Here is a 22,119-nt window from a genome sequence, read left to right as displayed (position 1 = left end):
AATGAAGCGTTCCGAAGTCAATGAAATCATCCGCGAGAGCGACAAGTTCATCCGCTCTTTCGGCTATGTTATGCCGCCCTTCGCTTATTGGTCACCGGAGGAATTGAAGGCGCGTACCGCCAGCGATTCAAAGGCCATTCTGCAGGCCCGCCTCGGTTGGGACATTACCGACTACGGGCAGGGCAAGTTCGATGAACTCGGCCTCTTTCTGTTCACGACCCGCAATGGCAACCAGGAAGACCTGAAGAAGGGCGGCGGCATGCTCTACGCGGAAAAGATCATGATCTCGCGCGAAAAGCAGCTGTCCCCGATGCACCGCCATATCGTCAAGGCGGAAGACATCATCAACCGCGGCGGCGGCACGCTTGTGCTCGAACTTTTCAATTCCAACGCCGACGGCAGTGTCGATGAGAAGACCGATGTCGAAGTCGCGACAGATGGACGTATCGTCAAGCTGAAAGCTGGAGGTTTGCTGAAGCTGCAGCCGGGTGAAAGCGTAACCCTGCTACCGGGCAACTGGCATGCATTCTGGGGCGAAGGTGGTGACGTGCTGATCGGCGAAGTGTCGACTGTCAACGACGATCTGACCGACAATATCTTTCGCGAGCCCATCGGCCGTTTCTCGTCGATCGACGAAGACGAAGCGCCGCTGCATCTGCTGGTTTCCGATTACGACAAGTGGCTCACCGCCTGAGGTAGCAGCTTCCGGTACCTTCCCCGCCGCTTTTTTGCGGCGGGGATTCGGTCCTTGTTACGGTTACGTACTTTTTAAACATACCAATCCGAGCTAATCGCTTCGCATTTGATATACCCATTGCGAGGTTGATATTGTGCTTGACTATGTTGCGCTCGCGCTTCTGTTTTTTCTGGCAGTTACTCTCGTCTACGGCATTATCGCGATCCACGATGTTCCCTATAAGATAGCCAAGGCGCGCGACCATCCGCACCAGGATGCGATTGAAGCTGCAGGTTGGGTCAGTCTCTTTACGCTGCACGCGATTTGGCCGTTCCTCTGGATCTGGGCGATGATGTACCGGCCCGACCGGGGATGGGGCATGGGTTCTAGCGGGTCGAGAGCGCTTGAAGACCGGATTGCCGCGCTGGAACGCCGGCAGGCTACCGGGCCCTCCGCGAAATGACCACGCTCCTTTGCCTCCTTTATGCGGCTCTCTGCATTGTCGCATTCCGGCTCCTGCGGCTGCCGGTCAATCAGTGGACACTGACGACGACCGTGCTCGGCGGCGTCGTTCTCATCGGCGGCATCGTCATCGCCATGAACTATAACCACCCATTCACGACCGAGGCCCGGCTCTATTTTTATGCGACGCCTATCAGCCCGGCCGTCAACGGCCAGGTGGTCGATGTTCCCGTCGCACCCAATACCCATGTAAAGAAGGGCGACGTCCTGTTCCGGCTTGATCCGCGACCTTTCGAATATGCGCTCGCCCACCGGAAAGCGGCTCTGGCCAAGGCACAGCAGGACGCACTCGAACGCCAGGCGGCGCTTAAGGCTGCCAACGCAGCCGTCGATGGCGCGCGCGATTCACGCGACCGCGCCAAGGATGACTACGACCGGCATGCGACGGCCAACGCGCGGGCGGGCGGGAAGGGCGATGCGCCGTTTTCTGAGGCTGAGGTGGTCAACCGGCGCGACCTCTATCTGGCAGCGCAAAGCGCACTTGCGAGCGCCGCCGCACAGGCCGATCAGGCGCGTCTTGCCGCCAACGCGCAGATCGGTGGTATCGATACGACGGTCGCACAACTCGAGGCCGAGGTGGCGCGAGCGGAGTTCGATCTCGAGCAGAGCGTCTACCGCGCGCCTACGGATGGCTATGCGGCGCAGGTGTTCCTGCATCCGGGGATGATGGCCGTCTCCCTGCCGCTCCGTCCTGTCATGACTTTTGTGCACACCGACCGGCGCGTCTTTGCAGCGGCCTTCAACCAATTGTCGCTGCAACGGGTCGCGGCCGGCGACGAAGCGGAGATCTCCTTCGCAGCTGTTCCAGGCCAGGTCTTTCGCGGCACGGTAAAGACCGTGGTTGAAACCATGGCGACGGGACAGCTTGAACCCTCGGGTACGCTTCTTGCTCCCGACGACCGCCAAGCGCCTGGACGCATGATTACGGTGATCGATCTTGGCGAGGAGGTCGCCGCCTATAATCTGCCGGGTGGCGCAACGGCGGAGGTTGCTGTTTATACCAAAAGCATGGCGGCGCTCGCCATCATCCGCAGGATACTGCTCAGAATGCGTGCATGGGAAAACTATCTCGTCTTCGACCGCTAGTCCCAAGAAAATACTTCCTCCGCATCGTTGGGAACGGTAGAAGCGGTAGCGTAGAACATCGCAGAGTATCGCCCCATGATGATCACCGTCGAAGATCTCGTTCCCGAACTTCTTGCCCGGGCGGCCAGGACCGACCGTCTGATCGTCGCGATTGCGGGCGCGCCCGGCGCCGGTAAATCGACTGCTTCGGCGGCGCTTTGCGAAGCCATCAATGCTCGCGAACCCGGTGCGGCAATCGTCGTGCCGATGGACGGGTTTCACCTCGACAACGCCATTCTCGACGCCATGAACCTGCGCAAGCGCAAGGGTTCGCCGCCGACCTTCGACTGTGCCGGCTTTGAGGCGCTGCTGAACCGCCTGCGGCATATCGGCGATGATGTGGTCATCCCGCTATTCGACCGCAAGCTCGATCTGGCGCGGGCCGGTGCCGATATCGTGCGTGCCGGGCAGCGCATGATCCTCGTCGAAGGCAACTACCTTCTTCTGGATCAGGCGCCATGGGACCGGCTCGCGCCGCTCTTCGACGTTACCGTCTTTCTTGAAGTCGATCGCCTCGAACTCGAAAACCGTCTCGTCCAGCGCTGGCTGGGCCTTGGCCACAATGTCGGCTCGGCCCAGCAACGGGCACTTTCCAACGACATGCCCAATGCCGAACTCGTTCTCGAAGAGTCGCGCGAGGCGGATTTTACCATCCGCAACTAGTCGCTCAGGCTGAACGGCGCGGCGAGAACTGGATCGCCATGTCATGCATGATTGCTGCCGCCGCTGCGCGGGTGATTCCGGCCCAGGAGGAGAGGATTTCCGGCGTGATACGGTATGCGGGCCCCGTCACCGATACGCCGGCGATGAGCTTTTTGTCAGTCGACGAGACGGGTGCGGCCACGCAGCAAATCCCGAGTTCATGTTCTTCTCGATCATAGGCGTTGCCCGCCCTGCGGATCGTGGAAATCTCGTTCAGCAGGCTCGGTGCATCGGTAATCGTATGCGGTGTAAAGCGGATAAAGTTTATTTTGCCGATACGGTCGTGCAAATCTTCATCGGCCATCGCCGACAGTGCGGCCTTGCCGACACCGGTACACCAGGCTGGCGCCGTATTGCCGATTCGCGAGACGAGGCGGATATTTTGCCGGCTTTCGATCTTGTCGAGGTAGACGACCTCGGTGCCCTGCAAAACACCGAGATGCACGGTTTCGCCCGTCGCCTCGTGCAGTTTGCGGATATGCGGTTCGGCGATAGCGCGCAATTCGTTGCTCGCCCATGCCCGTGATGCAAACTGCAGCAGCCGAAGGCCAAGGCCGTAGGACTGATCGCGATTGACTGTAAGCAGGCCCTCTTCAATAAGGTTTGAAATCTGCCGGTGAAGCGTGCCGCGCGGCTGACGGGTAAGACGCAGAACATCGGTAAATCGTAACGGCTCGCTCGCGTTGGCGATGATATCGAGCACGCTGACCGCTTTGCCGAGTGTGCCCGTATCTCTGGCGCTGGCAGTCGTTCGGCTCTTGCTCACTCGCGCTCTCCATGCACCTTCACCTTGAATCGGGGCTCACTACACAAATGTGAGTTGTCCGGGTGCGGAATTCAGGGTCACATCTTGACTTCCGGGAGCCTACGAGATCAATTCGATATAGTCAAACACTGTTCCAAATAATGGAACTTCTGCTGCGAGTTCGAGCCATGATGCCTTCTGCCGTTTTCCCCGACCTGAAGAACCGCTCCGTGCTCATAACGGGTGGCGGGTCCGGCATCGGCGCTGCCCTCACGGAGGGTTTCGTCGCGCAAGGTGCACGCGTTGCTTTCATCGACATTGCTGAGGCTGCTTCACAGGACCTGGCCAACGCGCTCGACAACAAATACGGCAACCGCCCGTTTTATTTGAAGGCCGATCTCACCGACATCGAGGCCCTGCGCAACGCTGTTGCCACGGCAATTTCGAAGAACGGACCCGTTACCGTTCTCGTCAACAATGCCGCCTGGGATGACCGGCATGACATTGACGATGTGACAGAGAATTACTGGGACGGGAACCAGGCGATAAATCTTCGCCCGCACTTCTTTACCGCCCAGGCTGTCGTATCCGGCATGCGAACGGCAGGTGGGGGATCGATCATTAATTTCACGTCGATCTCCTTCATGATCAACCAGGGCAACCTGCCAGCCTACACCGCTGCCAAGGCTGGAATCATAGGCCTGACAAAGGGATTGGCGGGTAGGCTCGGACCGGAGAAGATCCGTGTCAATGCCATCGCCCCCGGCTGGGTGATGACGGAACGGCAACGCACGCATTGGGTCACGGAAGAAGGGCTGGAAGCGTATATGAAAAGGCAGGCCATTCCTGAGGAATTGCTGCCAGGCGACATGGTGGGACCTTGCCTCTTCCTGGCCTCGGACGCATCACGCATGCTGACAGCACAAACGCTCATCGTCGATGGAGGCTGCCTGTGACGTCTGCACCCGCCTATGGCCTCGCCGATTGGGGAACGAGCCGTTTTCGCCTCTGGCTTGTGGATGGCACGGGGAACATCATTGCCGAGAAGCGTTCGGATGATGGGCTCGATGCGTCGCGGGAACGCGGATTCGGCACGACACTCGAAGCTCACCTAGCAGAGCTTGGTGCGCCCGAGCAGTTGCCGGTTATCGTCTGCGGCATGGCGGGCTCACGCCAGGGTTGGGTCGAGGCCAACTACGTTGCCGTCCCGGCGGATCTCAATGCGATTCTTTCTGGTGCCGTGAAAATTACAGGGATCGACCGTGATGTGCGGATCATCCCGGGTCTGTCGCAATCCGGGCGCTTTCCCAACGTCATGCGGGGCGAGGAAACCCAACTCCTTGGCGCCATGCTGGCTCGAAACATCACGGACGGTGTCGTCGCCATGCCCGGTACCCACTCGAAATGGGTCGAACTCCAGAGCGGCAGGGCAAAGACGTTTTCAACCTATTTGACGGGCGAACTCTATGCGCTTCTCGCCTCGCAGTCGATTCTGCGGCACTCCGTGCAAGGCGCTGTGAGTTCTGCCTCTGCCGATCATCCGCAATTTACCGCGGCAGTGGAGTTGATGCTGTCTGGAGAAGCGATGCTCGGCGAACTCTTTCCCATCCGCGCGGCGATGTTGCTCGAGAACCTCTCGCCTGAGGGAGCGGCCTCACGACTTTCTGGTCTGCTTATCGGCGCGGAAATCGCCGGCGCAAGATCGAAGCATCAGGGCAGGGTGGCGCTCGTTGCTTCCGGCAGCATGGCTACGCTCTACGGCAAGGCAATTTCGCTCGCGGGCATCGAATTTGGTGCGGTCGACGCCGATGAAGCCGTGCGCAAGGGCCTGTTTGTCGCCGCCTCGGCCATCTGGCCCCGTTGATAAGGACTAAGCAATGACAAGCGCATCCACCCCATGGCCCAAGCTGCAACGCGATCTCATCGCCATTTTGCGCGGCGTGAAGCCGGATGAAGTTCTGGGCATTGGTGAGGAACTGGTGAGAGCCGGCATTGAAGCGATCGAAGTCCCACTGAATTCACCTGATCCGTTCCGGTCGATCGAGTTGCTGGCGACGAAATTGCAGTCCTCCGTTCTGGTTGGTGCCGGAACGGTGCTTGACGCCGCGGATGTCGCGCGTCTGGCGGAAGCGGGTGGACGTCTGATGATCAGCCCGAATGTCGATTTGGCCGTATTGAGAGCGGCGGTCGCGGCAGGCATGGTGACTATGCCTGGCGTTTTCACGCCCACCGAAGCCCTGGCGGCCTTGAGCGCTGGTGCATCCGGCTTGAAATTCTTTCCTGCAAGCGTCCTCGGGCCTGACGGTATCAAGGCCATCAGCGCGATCTTGCCCAGGGGAACGGTCATCGGCGCCGTTGGCGGTGTCGACGAAAATGGCTTTGCTGCTTATTCGAAGGTCGGGGTGCGAACGTTCGGCCTTGGATCGAGCCTTTACAAGGTGGGCGCATCGGCCGCCCTTGTCGGCGAACGCGCAAGGGTTACTGTGGCGGCCTATGACCGCGTGTTCGCCGCCTAAGGGCCATCGATGACGAAGATCAGCATATTTCATGACGAACCCTGCGAACTTGGAGAAGGGCCGGGATTTGATCCACTGACCAATACGGTGTGGTGGTTTGACATTCTTGCCGGTCGGCTCTTTGAAAAGCCGCTCGCCGGCGGCGAAGCGCGCATGCATAGCCTCGGCCAGATGGCGAGCGCGCTTGCAGTCGTCGACAAAGAGCGCCAACTCGTCCTGACGGAGACCGGGCTCTTCGTTCGCGATCGCTCGACAGGGCACACGATGATGCACCAGCCGATCGAAGCCGATAATCCCGCAACGCGGTCCAATGATGCGCGCGTCCATCCGGCCGGCGCGTTCTGGGTCAGCACTATGGGCAAGAAGGCCGAGCCGAGCGCGGGCGCCGTTTATTGGTATCGCGAGGGCGAGCTGCGCAAACTGTACGGCAATATTTCGATCGCCAACTCGATCTGTTTCGCACCTGATGGGCGGGCTGCCTATTTCGCGGATTTGGCGCTTAATATCGTCTGGCGGGTGAATACGGATCCTGAGACGGGACTGCCGAACGGCGAGCCCACCGAGTTTCTCAGGAATACCGGGAGCGGGGGCTTTGACGGTTCGGTGGTTGATGCTGACGGCAACCTTTGGAATGCCTCCTGGGGCGGCTCCCGTATCGATGTCTTTGCTCCATCGGGAAATCGCATCCGAACGATCGGACTGCCCATTCCGCAGCCGACCTGTCCCGCATTCATCGGCACGGATAGCGCGAGCCTGGTCGTGACCAGTGCCTATGCCGAGATGGATGAGGCTTCACGCTTGGCGTATCCCGATGCCGGCAAAACCTTCCGCATCGAGATCGCAGGGAAGGGCAGGCTGGACCCGCAAGTGAGAATTTAAAAACCTGAAAATTATCTCGGAACAATAAGCAATACCTCCCGTTTCCTCTGGGCAATCGAAACACACTGACTGCATGCCGACGCCTTTTGGGCGCCGAATGTCGATGCATGTCCTAACAAGGGAGAATGACATGGGTTTCTTTTCTAAAGACATCAAAACGATGGACGATCTTTTCGTTCATACACTGCGCGACATTTATTATGCCGAGAACCAGATCGTAAAAGCCTTGCCTGAAATGATCGACAAGGCATCGGATCAAGAATTGAAGATGGGGTTTGAAAAACACCTGCAGGAAACCGAGACCCAGATCGACAGGCTTGAGCAGGTCTTCAAGCTGCATGGCGTGGACGTCAGCGGCGTGAACTGCCCGGCAATCGATGGTATTCTCGAAGAGGCCGACGAGGTCAGCGGCGAAGTCGATGACGATCAGGTTCTCGATGCCGCGCTGATCGCCGCCGGTCAGGCCGTCGAACACTACGAAATCACCCGCTACGGTACGTTGATCGCGTGGGCAAAACAGCTTGGACGCGAAGATTGCGCTTCGCTTCTCCAGCAGAATCTCAACGAAGAGATGAATGCCGATAAGGCCTTGACCAAGATTGCTGAGGGTCACGTCAACGCTGCTGCCGCAGCATAAGACGAAATTCGCAATCAACGTAAAGAATCCAAGCTCGCATCCGCCGATGCGAGCTTTTCTTTTGGGCCGCGCGAGCGCCCATTTCAAGCACCCCGAGGCGCCCAGAGAGCAGCGGTAAATGCCGCTTGACAAGTTCAAGCCGCTGTAATTTTATATGTCATCCATTATTAGGTATTATATTCCACTATAATGGATAACGACACAAGATTCGGTTTGACGAATAGGGGAACAAAATGTCCAAACGACTTTACATTGCGGCCCTTGCAGCCGCTCTCGTTGCGCTGCCTTCGATTGGCGCATTCGCTCAAGAAACCAAAAGCAAGCTCGACGAAGTGTTGGCGCGCGGCCATCTGGTCCTGGGAACCGGCAGCACCAATGCGCCCTGGCATTTCAAGAGTGCCGACGACAAGTTGCAGGGCTTCGATATCGATATGGGCCACATCATCGCCAAGGCCCTGTTCAACGACCCGGACAAGATCGAATTCGTCAACCAGTCTTCCGATGCGCGCATTCCCAACATTACCACGGATAAGGTGGATATCACCTGCCAGTTCATGACGGTGACCGGCGAGCGGGCGCAGCAGATCGCATTTACAATCCCCTATTATCGCGAAGGCGTCGGCCTCATGCTGAAGGCCGACGGCAAATATGCCGACTACGCCGCGCTCAAGGCGGGCGGCTCCGGCGTGACGATTTCGGTTCTGCAGAACGTCTATGCCGAAAGCATGGTCCACGCGGCGCTCCCCGAAGCCAAGGTCGACCAATATGAATCGGTCGATCTCATCTATCAGGCGCTCGAATCTGGACGCGCCGACGCTGCCGCCACCGACCAGTCGTCGCTTGCCTGGTACATGACGCAGAATCCCGGTCGCTACAAGGACGGTGGCTATGGCTGGAACCCGCAGACCTATGCTTGCGGTGTGAAGCGCGGCGATCAGGATTGGTTGAACTTCGTCAATACGGCCCTGCATGAAGCCATGACCGGCGTCGAGTTCGACTACTACGCCAAGTCCTTCAAGACCTGGTTCGGCAAGGACCTTACCCCGCCGCAGATCGGCTTCCCGGTCGAATACAAGTAACCGGCATCGCGCAACGGCTCCGGGTCTCTCCGGTGCCGTTGCGTGAGTGCTGCGCATCGGTCCGGTTCCATCGGGTGGGAACGCAATGGGATATACGCTGAATTTCGCTGCCGTCTGGCGCAGCTTCGACCTGCTCCTTCAAGGCCTGGCCCTCAGCCTCGCACTTGCATTCGGTGCAATCCTCATCGGCGCCATCATCGGCCTGATCACCGCGTTCGGACTGATCTCGAAAAACGGCTTGATCAAGCGGCCGGCCGGTATCTACGTAACGATCATCCGCAACACCCCGATCCTGGTGCTGGTGCTCTTCAGCTATTTTGCCCTGCCGCAGCTCGGTTTGCGGCTCGGCAAGATCGAGAGCTTCGTCTTCACCCTCGCGCTCTATTCCGGCGCCTATCTTGCGGAAGTGTTTCGCGCCGGACTTCTGTCGATACCGCCGGGACTTCGTGAAGCGGGCCTCGCCATCGGCCTTACGGAAATGCAGATTCGAACGTCAATCATTGCGCCACTGATGTTCCGCAACATCCTGCCGTCCTTAAGCAGCACGATAATTTCGCTGTTCAAGGATACCTCGCTCGCCGCCGCGATCGCTATTCCGGAACTGACCTTCGAAGCGCGCAAGATCAATGTCGAAAGCTTCCGTGTCATCGAGACCTGGATCGTCGCCAGTTGCCTCTATGTATTCACCTGCTCGATCCTCGCGGCGCTGATGCGCAGCGTCGAACGCCGCTTGTCCTTGCCGAGGTGAGCCGATGGACATAGCCCACTTCCTCGATGTCCTCTGGCTCGCGCGCTTCCCGATCCTCAAGGGTCTTGGCGTCACCATATCGATATCGCTCCTCGCCATCTGCTTCGGCACCGTGCTCGGCGTATTCGTCGGGCTCGCCCTGACCTACGGTGTGCGCCCGCTGCGCTGGATCGTTCGCGGCTACACGGATTTCATCAGGGGCACGCCGGTCCTCGTCCTTGTCCTTGCGAGCTATTACGTGCTTGGCACGATCGGGCTTGATCTTGGCCCCTTTCAGGCAGGCGTTCTTGCCCTTGCGGTATTCTGCAGCTCGCATGTCGGCGAAATCGTCCGGGGCGCCCTGCAATCGATCCCCAAGGGGCAGACCGAGGCGGCCAAGGCCATTGGTCTCACCTTCCCGCAAACATTCGCCTATGTTCTAGGCCCTCAGGCATTGCGCCAGGTCCTGCCGGCCTGGGTGAACACCGCGGCGGAGATGGTCAAGGCGTCGACGCTCCTTTCGATCATCGGCGTTGCCGAACTACTGCTGCGCACACAGGAATTGATCTCGCGCTCGTTCATGAGCCTTGAGTTCTATTTCTTCGCCGGTTTCCTCTATTTCGTCATCAACTACGCCATCGAGCGCTTCGGCCGCTATGTCGAGCGCAAGACCGCCGTTCCATCGTAAGGCATTCTCCGATGTCCAACCTTCTTGAAATCCGCAACCTGCACAAAAGCTACGGCGACGTGGAAGTTCTGAAGGGCGTCGACTGCACCATGGCGCAGGGAGATGTCATCAGCATTATCGGTTCGAGCGGTTCGGGCAAGACCACGATGCTCCGCTGCATCAACATGCTGGAAGAGTTCCAGGGCGGTTCGATCAGCATCGATGGCGAAGAGATTGGATATGAAACCGCTGGTGGCCAGCGCCATCGCAAGAAGGAGAAGGAAATTGCCCGCCAACGCGCCCTGACCGGGATGGCCTTCCAGCAATTCAATCTCTTTCCGCACATGACCGCCGCCCGCAACGTCATGCTGGGGCTGATGAAGGTGAAGAAGCTTGGCAAGGACGAAGCGCGATCCATAGCCGAAAAATGGCTCGATCGTGTCGGCTTGCGATCACGTGCCGACCATTTCCCGGGTCAGCTGTCAGGCGGGCAACAGCAGCGTGTCGCTATCGCCCGCGCCATCGCCATGAACCCAAGGCTGATGCTCTTCGATGAAGTGACATCCGCGCTTGACCCCGAACTCGTCAACGAGGTGCTGCAGGTGATCAAGGCGCTGGCGCAGGACGGCATGAGCATGCTGCTCGTCACCCACGAAATGCGCTTTGCCTATGAGGTTTCCAACCGCGTCATCTTCATGAACCAGGGTCGCATCGGCGAGGAAGGCAATCCGCGCGAAATGTTCCACAAGCCGCAAACGGAACGCCTTGCCGAGTTTCTCAAGACATCGAGTTTTGGATAACGCCGCGCTTCATTGCGTCGATCGACCAGGCGCCCGGCCCGAAGGCCATGAGGGCGAGAAATCCACCGGCAATGGCGATATTCTTGTTGAAGTTGATGACCTGCTCGATATTGCCGAAATCGCTATGGAAGAGCAGCGCCGTCAGGAGGCAGAAGCCGGCAAGCGCGAGCGCGGCATAACGGGTCATAAATCCTGCAGCGATCAGCAATCCACCGCCAAGCTCGGTCAGGATGACAAGTGGCAATAGACCGGGCGTGACACCGTTGGTCTGCATGTAACTTGCGGTTGCCGAGTAGGCGGAGATCTTGCTCCAGCCTTCGACAACGAAGATATAGGCGAGAAACAGTCGCGCCAGCAGCGCGAGCGGAGCCTGCAATCTTTCCATCTCTTCCTCCAGATATTGGACTGAATATGGAACACGCAAATCCGCCGCTTTATTCATATGTCGGAAAAGCGAAAGAGCCACCTCGCGGTGGCTCTCCGGTAGTACGAGGTCGCCGGTAAAGGCGACACTCAAGTAAATTAGTTGGCAGCGTCGGTCATCGTCGTGCCGAGGGTATTGAAGGTCGAGCTCAGGCTGGAGCCGAGGCTGCGTACACCAGCGATGATGCCGACGGAGATGAGGGCTGCAATCAGGCCGTATTCGATTGCCGTTGCGCCAGATTCATCCTTGAGGAAGCGTGCGAAGAGGTTGCTCATGATCATGTATCCCTGTTTGTTTGTTGACGCGGTTTCGTTGAACCGTCTCGAACTTAGGCGGCGGCCATTTACGGCCGACTTAAGGAACATGGTTGAGAAATAGCTAATCCACGTCGTGATTAACACGCGATTACATCAGATGGTTGTATTTGTGTAAAATGCCGTGAGCGTTGCATGGCCGGTTTGCAAAGGTGCTAGCGTTCGTACTTGGACATGGTGCCGGAATAACTGGAGCCAAGGCGCAATTACTTCGAAACTGATGAGAAAGTGAGTAAATCCTCATACTCTCAGTCGACGGTCTAACTTTCGACCGCAGGTTTGCATGAAATGCTAGCAGACGCCCCTGCCGGCTTACTTGCCGTTCTTCTCTATCGTGGTGCCAAGTGTGTTTAAGGTTGTGCTGAGGCTGGAGCCGAGGCTCCTCACTCCGACGATGATGCCGACGGAGATCAGGGCTGCAATCAGGCCGTATTCGATTGCCGTTGCGCCGGATTCATCCCTGAGGAAGCGTTTGAAAAGCTTGTTCATATCTATATCCCTGTGTGCGAAATAAAGTGGTGTTAAAACGCCTGAACCTAAGTCGCAGCGGTTTACACACCTCTTAAAGAATGCGGTTGAACAATCTTTAGCACACCTTGCAACAAATGAGGTATTACTTTAAATATTCGTATTTATATCGATGTTTACTATATTTTTATTAAAGATTTAACAAAAATAAACTCTCTGAGGAGCAAGACTAGCCGAGTTTGCCGCGTTACCAAATCCATGGGTAGCGTTCTGAAAGCAGACGGACGGAGTCGATGACGATTGCCACGAAGACGCCCGAGCCGGTTATGACGATGCCAATCAGGAAATAGCGGCTCGCCCGTTCATAGACGGACTTTTTCAGGGATTCGGTTTTCAAGAGGAGCGCGAGGGAACGCAGCTGGAATGCAATGCCGATCGATATGAGAAAGAGGGTTGGCAAATCCGTGATTTTCCAGGGTACCGGATTGCTTGCCCACTGGGTGAGGAACCCAAGCGAAAATGACAGGACGACGCCCACGACAGTGATCGTGCCGTTGCGAAACACCGTTTCAATAAGATGTTCGTCGTGATCGTTGCGGTTCATCCCAAACCCTCCGCGTGATTAGCTTAGCACGATATCGGACCGGCGACGCGGGCAATCAATCACTGCGGGCACGTCGGCGCCACCGTCATCGAAAATCAACCTCCGGGGATAAGTCATCTTAAATCAATAAAACCCCGTAGACTGGATTTTAAAGAATACCATTTCTGTCGTGATTAAAATTTGCGGCCTAGGCTTTTCGTCACGCAATGGACGAAAGGCGAAGTCATGGGCAAACGAACCGGCCAAATTAAACTTGGAGCATTCCTCTATCCGACGGGTCATCACATCGCGGCCTGGCGCCATCCCGAAGCGCAGGCAGATGCGGGTTCGAACTTCGCCCATTACGCCGAACTTGCCCGGATTGCCGAGGCCGCAAAGTTCGACCTTATCTTCATGGCCGATGGCGTCGGCACCCGGGGCACCGACACGGAGGCCTTGAGCCGGACGGCTATCCGCTATGTGGCCCAGTTTGAACCACTTACCTTGCTCTCGGCGCTTGCCGCACTCACGACGCGGATCGGGTTTGTCGCAACCGCCTCGACGACCTACAACGAGCCCTATCATATCGCCCGCAAATTTGCCTCGCTCGACCACATCAGCGGCGGGCGCGCCGGCTGGAACCTTGTGACCTCCGCCAGTGAGGACGAAGCGCACAATTTCAACCGGGACCATCACGTTGCCCATGCCGAGCGCTATGAGCGGGCGGAAGAGTTCGCTGACGTCGTGCGCGGTCTTTGGGACACTTGGGAAGAAGATGCCTTCCTGCGCGACAAGGAGAGCGGCATCTATTACGACCCGTCGAAGCAGCACCTCCTCAATCACCGCGGCAAGCATTTCAAGGTCCGTGGCCCGCTCAACGTTGCACGTGCACCACAAGGGCATCCGGTAATCGTTCAGGCTGGGTCATCCGAGCCGGGCAAGGAGCTTGCGGCGCGGACGGCAGAGGTCATTTTTACCGCACATCAGAATGCCGACGATGCACGCGCTTTTTATAGTGATGTGAAGGGGAGGCTCGCCCGCTATGGCCGCTCGCCGGACGAACTCAAGATCATGCCCGGCATCTTCCCGGTCGTCGCGAAAACAGAATCGGAAGCCAGGGAAAAGTTCGAGCAGATTCAGGAGCTTATTCATCCCGCAGTTGGACTCTCGCTTTTGAACGGCATGGCAGGTGACGTCGATCTTTCCAAATATCCGCTTGACGGGCCGCTCCCGGAAGTTACCGAAACCAATGGCAGCAAGAGCCGTCAGAAGCTGATGATCGATCTGGCCCGACGCGAAAACCTCACCATCCGCCAGCTCTATCTGCGGGTTGCCGGTGCGCGGGGCCACTGGCAGGTAATCGGGACGCCCGAGCAGATCGTCGATCAGATGGAGGACTGGTTCGAGACTGGCGCGGCGGACGGCTTCAACGTCATGCCACCACATTTGCCGGCCGGATTGACCGATTTCGTCGAGCACATCGTTCCGGAACTCCGTCGTCGCGGTCTCTTCCGCAGCGAATATGAAGGCCAGACGCTCCGCAGCCACCTCGGTTTGCGGGAGCCGCAGCATCCGGCGCATGCCGCTGTCGCAGCCGAATAACATTTACTCGCGAAAGAGAGCGACCAAGATGACCAGCACAGCGCATCTGAAGATCAGCAATGTCAGCCGGCAATTCCGTGTCAACGGCGGCGAACTTACGGCGCTCGACCGCGTCAGTCTTGACGTCAAGGCCGGTGAATTCGTCACCATCGTCGGCGCGAGTGGCTGCGGCAAGTCGACATTGCTGCGCCTCGGCGCGGGTCTCGATACCGGGCATGACGGGCTTGTCGAACATGCGGGCAAGCCAGTGACCGGTCCGAGCCTCGATCGCGGTATCGTATTCCAGGAGCCGCGACTGTTTCCCTGGCTGACCGTCGAGCGCAATGTGGCGCTGGGGCTGGAAAACGCGGCTTTTTCCAAGGCCGAGAAGCAGGACCTCGTTGCCAAACAGATCGCGCTTGTCGGCCTTACCGGTTTCGAAAAGGCCTATCCGCACCAGCTTTCGGGCGGCATGGCCCAGCGCGCCGGGATTGCGCGCGGGCTCGTCAACCGTCCTGACGTCCTTTTCCTCGACGAGCCCTTCGGCGCGCTGGATGCGATCACCAAGGCGCATCTGCAAGGCGAGTTGCAGGATATATGGGCGAGGGAGCAAATCACAATGGTGCTGGTTACCCACGATGTCGACGAGGCCGTCTACCTAGGCGATCGCGTCGTTGTCATGTCGCCGCGCCCCGGCCGGATCAGAGAGATCGTACCTGTCGACCTGCCGCATCCGCGCGAACGGACCTCGGCGCAACTCGCCAGTATCCGCAACCATGTTCTCGACATTCTCAACAGCACGACGCGGAACGGCGAGCCGAAGACAATCGCAAAGCAACCCGCACAGGTGAAGCGCCCGCCAATCAAGACCACCAGTGCTGCACGGAACGCGCCGCGTTCGCAGCCATCGGGGCGTCCCATTCTTTCAACGACGGAGATCTGAAATGAGCCTATCGCAACTCACCCGCCGCACGGTTCTGGCCGCATTTGCCGCTTCGCTGCTGGCAGTTCCGGCCATTGCCGAGCCGGTCACCATCAATATCGGTTACGCCGCGATCGGCGTCGACAGCAGGCCTTACGCGGAGGGGACTTCGGCCGCGACGGCGCGTGCCGGCGAGTTTCTCGAAAAGGAGTTTGCCAATGACCCTGACGTCAAGATCGAATGGTTCTTCTTCAAGGGTGCGGGACCTGCGGTCAACGAGGCCTTTGCCAATAACCAGCTTGATTTTGCCTATCAGGGCGATCTCCCGTCATTGATCGGCCGGGCCAACGGCTTGAAGACAAAATATCTCCTGGCAAGTGGGGCGCGCAAACCGCTTTACCTTGCCGTTGCCCAGGATTCTGACATCAAGTCAGTTGCGGATCTGAAGGGTAAGAAGGTCGCATATCAGCGCGGTACCAACGGCCATCTCGCAGCGATCAAGATCCTTGAGGCGAATGGTCTGACGGAAAAGGATATTCAGGTCATCAATCTCGACAGCGCCGGCACGGTCGCAGCGTTGACGAGCCAGGATATCGATGCCGCCTTTGGCGATACGCCACTGATCAACCTCGCTGCGAAGGGCAATGCGAAAGTGATCTACACAACCAAAGGCGATGATCCGCGATTCAGCCGCAATGCCGGCATCGTCGGCCGCGAGGACTTCATCGACAAGCATCCCGAAATCACCCAGCGCGTCGTCGATGCCTTCGTCAAGGCGGCGCAGTGGTCGTCGGACGAGCCGAACCGGGCTGCGCTTTTCGAGCTCTGGCACAAGTCTGGAACGCCCGTGCCGATCCTCGAGGACTACTTCAGCAACGACACGCTTGCCTACCGCAACTCCCCGCTGATCGACGACCTGCTTGTTTCCCAGTATGAAGAGCAAGCCGTCAAAGCCAAGGAATTCGGCTTGATCCGGCGTGATGTGAGCACCGATGGCTGGTTCGAGCCGAAATATCTGAATGCAGCGCTGGCGAAGCTCAATCTTCAGAATTTTTGGCAGTCCTACGGCGCCAATGGCAAGCCTCTCGGCTCCTGATCTGGCCTCAACCAAAGAGACGACATGACGCTCCTGTCCGATAATACCGCCCTTGTGCCGAGATCGTTGCAAGGGCGGGCCAGAACATGGCGATTGCGGCGCGGCGGTTTGAGGCTTCGCCGCGTCGCGGTTGCGCTGATCCTGCCGTTGGCGCTGGTCGCAGCATGGTGGCTGGCTTCAAGCCAGGGATGGCTCCCCGAGCAGATCCTGCCGTCGCCCGCCTATGTCTATGCCACCGCGGTCGAGATGATCGCGTCAGGTGAAATCCTCTACCACACCGGGGTGAGCCTGCGACGGGTGGTGATCGGGTTTCTGTTTGGTGCGGTAGCGGGCCTTACACTTGGCGTCGCAATGGGATTGTCGCGGCGCGTGGACGACTACGTGCGACCGCTCTTCCTCGCCTTCGCCCAAATTCCAACCCTTGGATGGATCCCCTTGCTGATGCTGATCTTCGGCATCGGCGAAACCTTGAAGATCATCGTGATTGCCAAGGGCGCTCTTGTCCCGATGACCCTGAACACCGCGGCTGGCATTCGCTCCGTGCCAGCCAATTTTGTCGAAGTGGGCCACGCACTCCGCTTCAACCGCTGGCAGACGCTGCGGCTGATCGTTCTTCCGGGCGCAGCACCTTCGATCTTCACCGGCATTCGCTACGGTCTGACCCATTCCTGGACGGCGCTTGTCGGCGTCGAGCTGCTCGCCTCCTCCGAGGGGCTCGGGTACCTCCTCGTCTGGGGCCGGCAGATGTTCTGGCTCGATGTCGTCATCGTCGCCATGATCGCAATCGGGATCGTCGGGTTCCTCATGGATAAGGGATTCGACGCTACGGAAAACCGCGTGCAGCGCTGGAAGCAGAAGGAAGAAAGCTGATGGCGGCTAGCTATGTGAGTTCCGAACGGGTGTTGAAAATTCGCCGTGGTTTGACCCTCCCGATCCTTCTCCTTATCTTGTGGGAAGGTTCGAGCCGTAGCGGCCTCGTCGATCCGCGCTTTCTTCCAGCGCTCGAAGATGTCTTCCTGACGGCAAAGCGCGAACTCATCGACAACAATCTGATCGGCGAACTGGGGTTCAGCCTGTTTCGGAATATTGCGGGCTTTCTCCTCGGTTCTGCTCTCGGCGTACTCTTTGCAACGCTGCTTGCCCTGTCGCGCGTGGCCGATGCCCTGATTACCCCCACATTCAACGGCCTGAAGCAGATTTCACTGCTGGCGTGGATCCCGCTGATTTCTATCTGGTTCGGCTTCGGCGAACAGGCCAAGATTGTCTTCGTCGCGCTCGCCGCCTTCATTCCCGTCGTGCTCAACACCTATGAAGGCATGCGCAATGTGCCGGCGGATCTGATCGAGGTGGGCGATGCCCTGCGGTTTACGCCGACGCAACGCATCACGCGCATCTTCCTTCCGTCGGCTTTGCCATCGATCGCAACAGGCGTGCACCTCGGGTTGATCTATTCATGGCTGGCAACGGTCGGCGCCGAGTATTTTCTTGCTGTTGGCCCGGGCATCGGCGGCTTGATCATTGCCGGCCGCGAACGCTTCGACATGGCCCTTGTTATGGTCGGCGTGATCATTCTCGGCATTGTCGGGTTTATTCTCAACCGGCTCGCCGCTAAGGTCGAAAACTATCTCTTGCGCTGGCGCGTAAGCACCCATTGAAAGCAATATTGATGCCCATCACTGTAGTCGAAGCCCAGAACGATACGCCGCGCGACCGCCTGGAAAGGCTGTTGGAACAACGATACGGCGAAAATCATCCTTTGGTAGGCCATAAAATTTCGACAGAGACGATTGATGTTCTGCTCGATCATCGCAGCGTGCGGTCCTACCTTCCAAAGCCTGTTCCGAACGAAGCCGTGGAACTTGCGATTGCCGCAGCGCAATCGGCTCCCACATCATCGAACTTGCAGGCATGGAGTGTCGTTGCGGTCGAAGACCGAGAGCGCAAGGCGCGGATCAACGCCGTTGCTGGCAACCAGAGGCAGATCGACCAGGCACCCCTGCTTCTCATTTGGCTTGCGGACCTTTCCCGGCTGCGCCGTATCGCCGATGCGGAAGGATCGACATCTGACGGCCTGGACTATGTCGAGGGCTTTCTCCTTGCCGTCATCGATGCTGCACTTGCGGCACAGAATGCCCTGGTCGCCTTTGAGTCCCTCGGCCTTGGCACCTGCTATATCGGCGCGCTGCGCAACGATCCGGCTACGGTTGCCCGGGAACTCGATCTGCCCGCATTGGTTTTTCCAGTGTTCGGCCTGACGGTCGGATATCCCGATCCTGCGATCAAGACAGATGCCAAACCGCGCCTGCCGCAACCCACTGTGCTCCACCGCGAGCGATACAGCGAGAACCCCAGCAAGGACGACCTCGGTCTCTACAATGAGACTTTGCGCGCCTTCCAAAAAATCCAGTCGATGACACCGATCGATTGGTCGGAACAGGTCTCCCGCCGTATCGCCACGAAGGAGGCGCTGAAGAACCGCGACAAGCTTCGCGACGTACTGGAAGGGTTTGGGTTCCAGCTGAAATAGGCAAGGATCAAAGAGCGACTATGCCCGTGCAACAATCTCGATTGGTTCGATAATTCCGTTTTCGAGGGCTTCAAAAGCGTTTGCCAGTCGTTGCTTGGCCGTTGGTCCCATGATGATCTGTCCACTGAGCACGGGCGGACCCTCCGCCGCGGCCTTGGCCTGCATCTCTCGGACGATTTTTATGGCGAGATCGCGCCGGCTATTCTTTGCCTGTATCTCGAAACCTGCGGCGCTCAATGTCTTGTTATAGAAGCCCGGCGTCTCGACGAAGCTCGTTTCCTTGTTCATGGCCCATGGCATGGGATAATTCAGCGGCGCATCGCCCACACGCATGATGTCATAGTCGACAAAGCGCCCGCCCGGCTTCAAGACGCGCCAGACCTCAGCAAAAAGCGTGTGCTTGTCTTCAATGTTCATGCCGACGTGGATCATGTAGGCAGCGTCGAAACTGCCTTCATCGAAAGGAAGGGCGAGCGCACTGGCCTGATGAAAATCGATGCGGTCATCAAGTCCACAGCGGTCCGTCAGTGCCCGGGCGACTTCGACGAATTCGTCAGTAAGATCAACACCGGTGATGCGGCACTCATAGGTTTCGGCGAGATAGCGGGCCGGCCCGCCTATGCCGCAACCAACGTCAAGGAGGTGCATTTGCGGCTCGATACGCAAGCTTCTGCCGAGTTCTATGGTCGCGGGAAGCCACCCGAAATGAAACTCGTCAATGGGCGCAAGATCAGATGCCGTCAATGTATCGATGTCTTTACCGGCAGCTATGAGCGCCGACAATATCGCCTTTTCCAGCGAGCCGTGTGTGTAGTGCCGGGCGACTTGTTCTTCAATGCTCATCGGCGTTCCTATTGAGGGGAGCGGAACAAGGTGTATGCCGGATTATACCTCGTTGCAGCCGGAAGGGATATGACGTCGCCTGGCGTCGGCCGTGGAATCGGCGCATCGCGGTAAATTATTTACCTGTTTGTGCGTCCATGGGACGTCGAGGACTTCCAGTCGCACGACCGGCCCGGTAACCGCAGAGTCTACAGCCATGCGAGCCGGGCCACTTTCTGTTCAAGCTGCCATCGATAATATGACTTGAGCTATCATATTATTATCACGTATTGAGCGATAGATGCTTTCCTGCCGTGTCAGCGCAGGATTGCCTTTGCCGAGGTCAATATGCCAGACACAATTTTGCGCGCATCTGCGCGGATCGCCCTCACCAATCCTGCACTGCATCTCAACAAGCTGCTTGATCACTTTTCAGAGCATGGGGATGTCACACGGCGTCGTGAAGGCGGCACCATCGGTCTAACGTATGGCAAGGCTGACCTTTCTGCCGACGGGGAAAGCCTGTCCTTGACAGCCGAAGGCGAGGACGAGACCGGACTTGCCTATATGAAATATGCGCTTGCCAACCACGTGCTGGAATTTGCGCGGACGGAAAGGCCACGTATTGTCTGGGAGGGTGACGGGGCCGTGGGAAGCGTGCCGCCATTCTTCCGCGAAATGCGCGTGGTCGAAAGCCGCAATGTCTCGCCGAGGATGCGCAGGGTGACGCTGCGGGGCAACAACCTTGCGCGGTTCCAATATGGCGGGCTGCATGTGCACCTGCTGTTTCCGCCGAACGGCATCGCGCAACCACGATGGCCGGTGATGGGCGAAGACGGTCGACCGGAATGGCCGGAAGGAGGCGACAAACTCGTCTCGCGCGTCTACACCATTCGCAAGATTGATGCCGCCAGGGGCGAGGTCGATATCGATATCGTCATCCATGATGGAACTCCCGGTTCGCAATGGGCTCTCAATGCCATGCCCGGTGACCTTGTCGGCATGACAGGGCCGGGCGGCGGCGATGTCGGGGAAGCGGACTGGTATCTTCTTGCCGGCGATGAGACGGCCCTCCCTGCGATCGGTCGCATACTCGAACGACTGCCTGCAGCTGCAAAGGTCGTGGTGCGGATTGAAGTAGAGGACGAGGCAGATGAGCAGAACCTTACCGCGGCCTGCGGTCTCGATCTTGTGTGGCTGCATCGTTCCGGTGCGGCCGCCGGAACAACAGATCTGCTTCCCGAAGCAGTGGCTAAGGTGGCGTTTCCAACGGATGTGCGGGTCTTTGTCTGGGCCGGCTGCGAATTTTCGGCGTTCAAATCCATTCGCAACCACGTGCGCAAGGAACGCAAGTTGGCGCGGGAGGAACATCTCGTCGTCTCTTACTGGCGCCGTGGACACGAAGGGTAGCGCGAAACGATGACGTTCCATCCAAGGATGACGAGCAAAGTCGAAGGCGTCACGGTTCTTGGCGAGCTGAAGTGGCGGGCCTGGACCGGTGTCGTTGCCGATGTCTGGTCAGTCAAATGCGAGCCTGGCGCCGAGGGCGAGTATATATCCGAGGATCCGCGTTTGTTCGTAACCCTCGACAAGGCAGGCTCCGGGACCTTCAGTGTCGGTCTTGGCCCGGCCTCGCATGGCGCGCCTGGCGACGTCGCCTTCTATCCAATGAGCTACATACCTGCGGGCCTTCCGGTTTGGGGTCGCGGCGAAGGCGTGGAATATCTGCGCCACCTCGATCTGCATTTCGATCTCGCCGTCCTGTCGCATCGGTTTCCGGAGGCGAGAAAATGCGGAACGCTCGGCGCTCCCCGCCTCATGTTCTTCGATGACCGCATCGCGAGCCTCGCCAGACTGATTGCCGAGGAATGCCTGAACGAACAGCCGTTGCACGACCTTTATGGTGATGGGCTGACAACAGCCCTCGTCGTCCAGCTTTTTGGCATCGCGCAGGAGCAGAAACGTCAACGCAGCCAGCTCTCGCCGCGCCAGTTGCGGTCCGTGACCGGCTATATCGAAGATAATTGCCTTCGCAACATTCGCCTCGAGGAACTTGCTGGCCTTGCTGGCCTGTCACAATCCTATTTCAGCCATGCCTTCAAGGCCTCCACCGGTGTCGCGCCGCATCAGTGGCAGATGAAGGCACGGATGCGCCGGGTACAAGCGCTGTTAAGACAGCCCGGTCCATCATTGCCGGCCATCGCCTCCGCCACCGGCTTCTCCGATCAGGCGCACCTCACTCGCATGTTCAAGAAGATCGTTGGAATCACTCCCGCCGCCTGGCTGCGTGATCTCTGCAAATAGCTT

General features: G+C 58.4%; 27 protein-coding genes. 21 read left to right on the top strand and 6 right to left on the bottom strand.

The genetic code is table 11. The features are described 5' to 3' along the window. The first annotated feature begins 1 nt into the window (after nt 1). The 4 genes from HQ945_RS17760 to HQ945_RS17745 all read left to right on the top strand — a co-directional run bounded on the left by HQ945_RS17760 (nt 2) and on the right by HQ945_RS17745 (nt 2,986). Nucleotides 2–694, top strand: coding sequence for a D-lyxose/D-mannose family sugar isomerase (locus tag HQ945_RS17760; RefSeq protein ID WP_113281374.1), 693 nt, complete (start codon nt 2–4; stop codon nt 692–694). Between the two features lie 133 nt (nt 695–827). Beyond that, a complete protein-coding gene (locus tag HQ945_RS17755; protein ID WP_343051263.1) occupies nt 828–1,139 on the top strand; it encodes a DUF3302 domain-containing protein in 312 nt (103 codons plus the stop codon). Then, complete coding sequence (locus tag HQ945_RS17750; protein ID WP_113281372.1) at nt 1,136–2,284, top strand: HlyD family secretion protein; 1,149 nt, start codon at nt 1,136–1,138, stop codon at nt 2,282–2,284. The genes HQ945_RS17755 and HQ945_RS17750 overlap by 4 nt, the downstream gene beginning before the upstream one ends. A 78-nt stretch (nt 2,285–2,362) precedes the next feature. Beyond that, nucleotides 2,363–2,986, top strand: a complete 624-nt coding sequence (locus HQ945_RS17745; protein ID WP_174208375.1) for a nucleoside triphosphate hydrolase — start codon at nt 2,363–2,365, stop codon at nt 2,984–2,986. A 4-nt stretch (nt 2,987–2,990) separates the two neighbouring features. Here HQ945_RS17745 and HQ945_RS17740 read toward each other — a convergent pair whose 3' ends face one another. Continuing rightward, nucleotides 2,991–3,791 (bottom strand): IclR family transcriptional regulator, encoded by an 801-nt coding sequence (locus HQ945_RS17740; protein WP_027232264.1) that lies wholly within the window; start codon nt 3,789–3,791, stop codon nt 2,991–2,993. Between the two features lie 167 nt (nt 3,792–3,958). Between HQ945_RS17740 and HQ945_RS17735 the strand changes: the two genes are divergently transcribed. The 9 genes from HQ945_RS17735 (at nt 3,959) to HQ945_RS17695 (ending at nt 11,075) form a co-directional block, all read left to right on the top strand. Continuing rightward, a complete protein-coding gene (locus HQ945_RS17735) occupies nt 3,959–4,726 on the top strand; it encodes an SDR family NAD(P)-dependent oxidoreductase (protein ID WP_113281370.1) in 768 nt (255 codons plus the stop codon). Further along, on the top strand, nt 4,723–5,634 hold the full coding sequence (locus tag HQ945_RS17730; RefSeq protein ID WP_113281369.1) for a 2-dehydro-3-deoxygalactonokinase: 912 nt from the start codon (nt 4,723–4,725) through the stop codon (nt 5,632–5,634). The genes HQ945_RS17735 and HQ945_RS17730 overlap by 4 nt, the downstream gene beginning before the upstream one ends. Nucleotides 5,635–5,647: 13 nt before the next feature. After that, nucleotides 5,648–6,286 (top strand): 2-dehydro-3-deoxy-6-phosphogalactonate aldolase, encoded by a 639-nt coding sequence (locus HQ945_RS17725; RefSeq protein WP_027232261.1) that lies wholly within the window; start codon nt 5,648–5,650, stop codon nt 6,284–6,286. A 9-nt stretch (nt 6,287–6,295) separates the two neighbouring features. Next, nucleotides 6,296–7,165, top strand: a complete 870-nt coding sequence (locus tag HQ945_RS17720) for an SMP-30/gluconolactonase/LRE family protein (protein ID WP_113281368.1) — start codon at nt 6,296–6,298, stop codon at nt 7,163–7,165. Nucleotides 7,166–7,295: 130 nt separating this feature from the next. Then, on the top strand, nt 7,296–7,802 hold the full coding sequence (locus HQ945_RS17715) for a YciE/YciF ferroxidase family protein (RefSeq protein WP_091923442.1): 507 nt from the start codon (nt 7,296–7,298) through the stop codon (nt 7,800–7,802). 233 nt (nt 7,803–8,035) lie between these two features. Then, nucleotides 8,036–8,881, top strand: coding sequence for a transporter substrate-binding protein (locus HQ945_RS17710; RefSeq protein ID WP_091951123.1), 846 nt, complete (start codon nt 8,036–8,038; stop codon nt 8,879–8,881). Between the two features lie 85 nt (nt 8,882–8,966). Next, nucleotides 8,967–9,629, top strand: coding sequence for an amino acid ABC transporter permease (locus tag HQ945_RS17705; protein WP_027232257.1), 663 nt, complete (start codon nt 8,967–8,969; stop codon nt 9,627–9,629). A gap of 4 nt (nt 9,630–9,633) precedes the next feature. Continuing rightward, the gene (locus tag HQ945_RS17700; protein WP_091923429.1) at nt 9,634–10,296 is read left to right on the top strand and encodes an amino acid ABC transporter permease; all 663 of its coding nucleotides are present in this window, start codon (nt 9,634–9,636) and stop codon (nt 10,294–10,296) included. Between the two features lie 11 nt (nt 10,297–10,307). Further along, the gene (locus HQ945_RS17695) at nt 10,308–11,075 is read left to right on the top strand and encodes an amino acid ABC transporter ATP-binding protein (protein ID WP_113281367.1); all 768 of its coding nucleotides are present in this window, start codon (nt 10,308–10,310) and stop codon (nt 11,073–11,075) included. Here HQ945_RS17695 and HQ945_RS17690 read toward each other — a convergent pair. The 4 genes from HQ945_RS17690 to HQ945_RS17675 all read right to left on the bottom strand — a co-directional run bounded on the left by HQ945_RS17690 (nt 11,053) and on the right by HQ945_RS17675 (nt 12,885). Next, on the bottom strand, nt 11,053–11,460 hold the full coding sequence (locus HQ945_RS17690) for a DoxX family protein (RefSeq protein ID WP_027232254.1): 408 nt from the start codon (nt 11,458–11,460) through the stop codon (nt 11,053–11,055). The genes HQ945_RS17695 and HQ945_RS17690 overlap by 23 nt on opposite strands. 137 nt (nt 11,461–11,597) lie before the next feature. Next, complete coding sequence (locus tag HQ945_RS17685; RefSeq protein ID WP_027232253.1) at nt 11,598–11,774, bottom strand: Flp family type IVb pilin; 177 nt, start codon at nt 11,772–11,774, stop codon at nt 11,598–11,600. Between the two features lie 351 nt (nt 11,775–12,125). Next, nucleotides 12,126–12,302 carry a Flp family type IVb pilin gene (locus tag HQ945_RS17680; RefSeq protein WP_081815911.1) on the bottom strand — a complete coding sequence of 59 codons (177 nt, stop codon included), beginning with the start codon at nt 12,300–12,302 and terminating at the stop codon, nt 12,126–12,128. 226 nt (nt 12,303–12,528) lie between these two features. Next, nucleotides 12,529–12,885: a hypothetical protein gene (locus HQ945_RS17675; protein ID WP_113281366.1), complete on the bottom strand. Its 357-nt coding sequence runs from the start codon at nt 12,883–12,885 to the stop codon at nt 12,529–12,531. Nucleotides 12,886–13,110: 225 nt separating this feature from the next. Between HQ945_RS17675 and HQ945_RS17670 the strand changes: the two genes are divergently transcribed. The 6 genes from HQ945_RS17670 to HQ945_RS17645 are packed head-to-tail and all read left to right on the top strand — an operon-like array spanning nt 13,111 to nt 18,990. Further along, on the top strand, nt 13,111–14,466 hold the full coding sequence (locus HQ945_RS17670) for an LLM class flavin-dependent oxidoreductase (RefSeq protein ID WP_113281365.1): 1,356 nt from the start codon (nt 13,111–13,113) through the stop codon (nt 14,464–14,466). A gap of 28 nt (nt 14,467–14,494) precedes the next feature. Beyond that, a complete protein-coding gene (locus HQ945_RS17665; RefSeq protein ID WP_091923590.1) occupies nt 14,495–15,388 on the top strand; it encodes an ABC transporter ATP-binding protein in 894 nt (297 codons plus the stop codon). Nucleotide 15,389: 1 nt separating this feature from the next. Then, complete coding sequence (locus HQ945_RS17660; RefSeq protein ID WP_113281364.1) at nt 15,390–16,463, top strand: ABC transporter substrate-binding protein; 1,074 nt, start codon at nt 15,390–15,392, stop codon at nt 16,461–16,463. A gap of 24 nt (nt 16,464–16,487) precedes the next feature. Further along, on the top strand, nt 16,488–17,333 hold the full coding sequence (locus tag HQ945_RS17655) for an ABC transporter permease (protein WP_113281363.1): 846 nt from the start codon (nt 16,488–16,490) through the stop codon (nt 17,331–17,333). Beyond that, nucleotides 17,333–18,118, top strand: a complete 786-nt coding sequence (locus HQ945_RS17650; protein WP_113281362.1) for an ABC transporter permease — start codon at nt 17,333–17,335, stop codon at nt 18,116–18,118. Before HQ945_RS17655 ends, HQ945_RS17650 begins: the two co-directional genes overlap by 1 nt. Nucleotides 18,119–18,129: 11 nt before the next feature. Further along, a complete protein-coding gene (locus tag HQ945_RS17645) occupies nt 18,130–18,990 on the top strand; it encodes an NADPH-dependent oxidoreductase (RefSeq protein WP_113281361.1) in 861 nt (286 codons plus the stop codon). Between the two features lie 18 nt (nt 18,991–19,008). Here the strand turns inward: HQ945_RS17645 and HQ945_RS17640 are convergent, their stop codons facing one another. Next, nucleotides 19,009–19,833 (bottom strand): SAM-dependent methyltransferase, encoded by an 825-nt coding sequence (locus HQ945_RS17640; protein ID WP_113281360.1) that lies wholly within the window; start codon nt 19,831–19,833, stop codon nt 19,009–19,011. A 327-nt stretch (nt 19,834–20,160) separates the two neighbouring features. Between HQ945_RS17640 and HQ945_RS17635 the strand changes: the two genes are divergently transcribed. Beyond that, on the top strand, nt 20,161–21,222 hold the full coding sequence (locus HQ945_RS17635) for a siderophore-interacting protein (protein WP_113281359.1): 1,062 nt from the start codon (nt 20,161–20,163) through the stop codon (nt 21,220–21,222). Nucleotides 21,223–21,231: 9 nt separating this feature from the next. Further along, nucleotides 21,232–22,116 (top strand): helix-turn-helix domain-containing protein, encoded by an 885-nt coding sequence (locus tag HQ945_RS17630; RefSeq protein WP_113281358.1) that lies wholly within the window; start codon nt 21,232–21,234, stop codon nt 22,114–22,116. The last annotated feature ends 3 nt before the right edge of the window (nt 22,117–22,119 follow it).

The organism is Phyllobacterium pellucidum, from assembly GCF_013327855.1.
In the GTDB taxonomy this organism is placed as follows: domain Bacteria; phylum Pseudomonadota; class Alphaproteobacteria; order Rhizobiales; family Rhizobiaceae; genus Phyllobacterium; species Phyllobacterium pellucidum.
Note: the sequence above shows the minus strand (reverse complement) of the source record. Positions and strands in the feature narration are given on the sequence as shown.

What these genes read in the sequence shown, in the direction of transcription:
- HQ945_RS17715 (WP_091923442.1), top strand. Translation starts at nt 7,296, where the DNA reads ATGGGTTTCTTTTCTAAAGACATCAAAACGATGGACGATCTTTTCGTT.
- HQ945_RS17670 (WP_113281365.1), top strand. Translation starts at nt 13,111, where the DNA reads ATGGGCAAACGAACCGGCCAAATTAAACTTGGAGCATTCCTCTATCCG.
- HQ945_RS17760 (WP_113281374.1), top strand. Translation starts at nt 2, where the DNA reads ATGAAGCGTTCCGAAGTCAATGAAATCATCCGCGAGAGCGACAAGTTC.
- HQ945_RS17750 (WP_113281372.1), top strand. Translation starts at nt 1,136, where the DNA reads ATGACCACGCTCCTTTGCCTCCTTTATGCGGCTCTCTGCATTGTCGCA.
- HQ945_RS17645 (WP_113281361.1), top strand. Translation starts at nt 18,130, where the DNA reads ATGCCCATCACTGTAGTCGAAGCCCAGAACGATACGCCGCGCGACCGC.
- HQ945_RS17695 (WP_113281367.1), top strand. Translation starts at nt 10,308, where the DNA reads ATGTCCAACCTTCTTGAAATCCGCAACCTGCACAAAAGCTACGGCGAC.
- HQ945_RS17710 (WP_091951123.1), top strand. Translation starts at nt 8,036, where the DNA reads ATGTCCAAACGACTTTACATTGCGGCCCTTGCAGCCGCTCTCGTTGCG.
- HQ945_RS17690 (WP_027232254.1), bottom strand. Translation starts at nt 11,460, where the DNA reads ATGGAAAGATTGCAGGCTCCGCTCGCGCTGCTGGCGCGACTGTTTCTC.
- HQ945_RS17640 (WP_113281360.1), bottom strand. Translation starts at nt 19,833, where the DNA reads ATGAGCATTGAAGAACAAGTCGCCCGGCACTACACACACGGCTCGCTG.
- HQ945_RS17675 (WP_113281366.1), bottom strand. Translation starts at nt 12,885, where the DNA reads ATGAACCGCAACGATCACGACGAACATCTTATTGAAACGGTGTTTCGC.
- HQ945_RS17705 (WP_027232257.1), top strand. Translation starts at nt 8,967, where the DNA reads ATGGGATATACGCTGAATTTCGCTGCCGTCTGGCGCAGCTTCGACCTG.
- HQ945_RS17745 (WP_174208375.1), top strand. Translation starts at nt 2,363, where the DNA reads ATGATCACCGTCGAAGATCTCGTTCCCGAACTTCTTGCCCGGGCGGCC.
- HQ945_RS17720 (WP_113281368.1), top strand. Translation starts at nt 6,296, where the DNA reads ATGACGAAGATCAGCATATTTCATGACGAACCCTGCGAACTTGGAGAA.
- HQ945_RS17655 (WP_113281363.1), top strand. Translation starts at nt 16,488, where the DNA reads ATGACGCTCCTGTCCGATAATACCGCCCTTGTGCCGAGATCGTTGCAA.
- HQ945_RS17680 (WP_081815911.1), bottom strand. Translation starts at nt 12,302, where the DNA reads ATGAACAAGCTTTTCAAACGCTTCCTCAGGGATGAATCCGGCGCAACG.
- HQ945_RS17650 (WP_113281362.1), top strand. Translation starts at nt 17,333, where the DNA reads ATGGCGGCTAGCTATGTGAGTTCCGAACGGGTGTTGAAAATTCGCCGT.
- HQ945_RS17630 (WP_113281358.1), top strand. Translation starts at nt 21,232, where the DNA reads ATGACGTTCCATCCAAGGATGACGAGCAAAGTCGAAGGCGTCACGGTT.
- HQ945_RS17685 (WP_027232253.1), bottom strand. Translation starts at nt 11,774, where the DNA reads ATGAGCAACCTCTTCGCACGCTTCCTCAAGGATGAATCTGGCGCAACG.
- HQ945_RS17665 (WP_091923590.1), top strand. Translation starts at nt 14,495, where the DNA reads ATGACCAGCACAGCGCATCTGAAGATCAGCAATGTCAGCCGGCAATTC.
- HQ945_RS17635 (WP_113281359.1), top strand. Translation starts at nt 20,161, where the DNA reads ATGCCAGACACAATTTTGCGCGCATCTGCGCGGATCGCCCTCACCAAT.
- HQ945_RS17700 (WP_091923429.1), top strand. Translation starts at nt 9,634, where the DNA reads ATGGACATAGCCCACTTCCTCGATGTCCTCTGGCTCGCGCGCTTCCCG.
- HQ945_RS17660 (WP_113281364.1), top strand. Translation starts at nt 15,390, where the DNA reads ATGAGCCTATCGCAACTCACCCGCCGCACGGTTCTGGCCGCATTTGCC.
- HQ945_RS17725 (WP_027232261.1), top strand. Translation starts at nt 5,648, where the DNA reads ATGACAAGCGCATCCACCCCATGGCCCAAGCTGCAACGCGATCTCATC.
- HQ945_RS17735 (WP_113281370.1), top strand. Translation starts at nt 3,959, where the DNA reads ATGATGCCTTCTGCCGTTTTCCCCGACCTGAAGAACCGCTCCGTGCTC.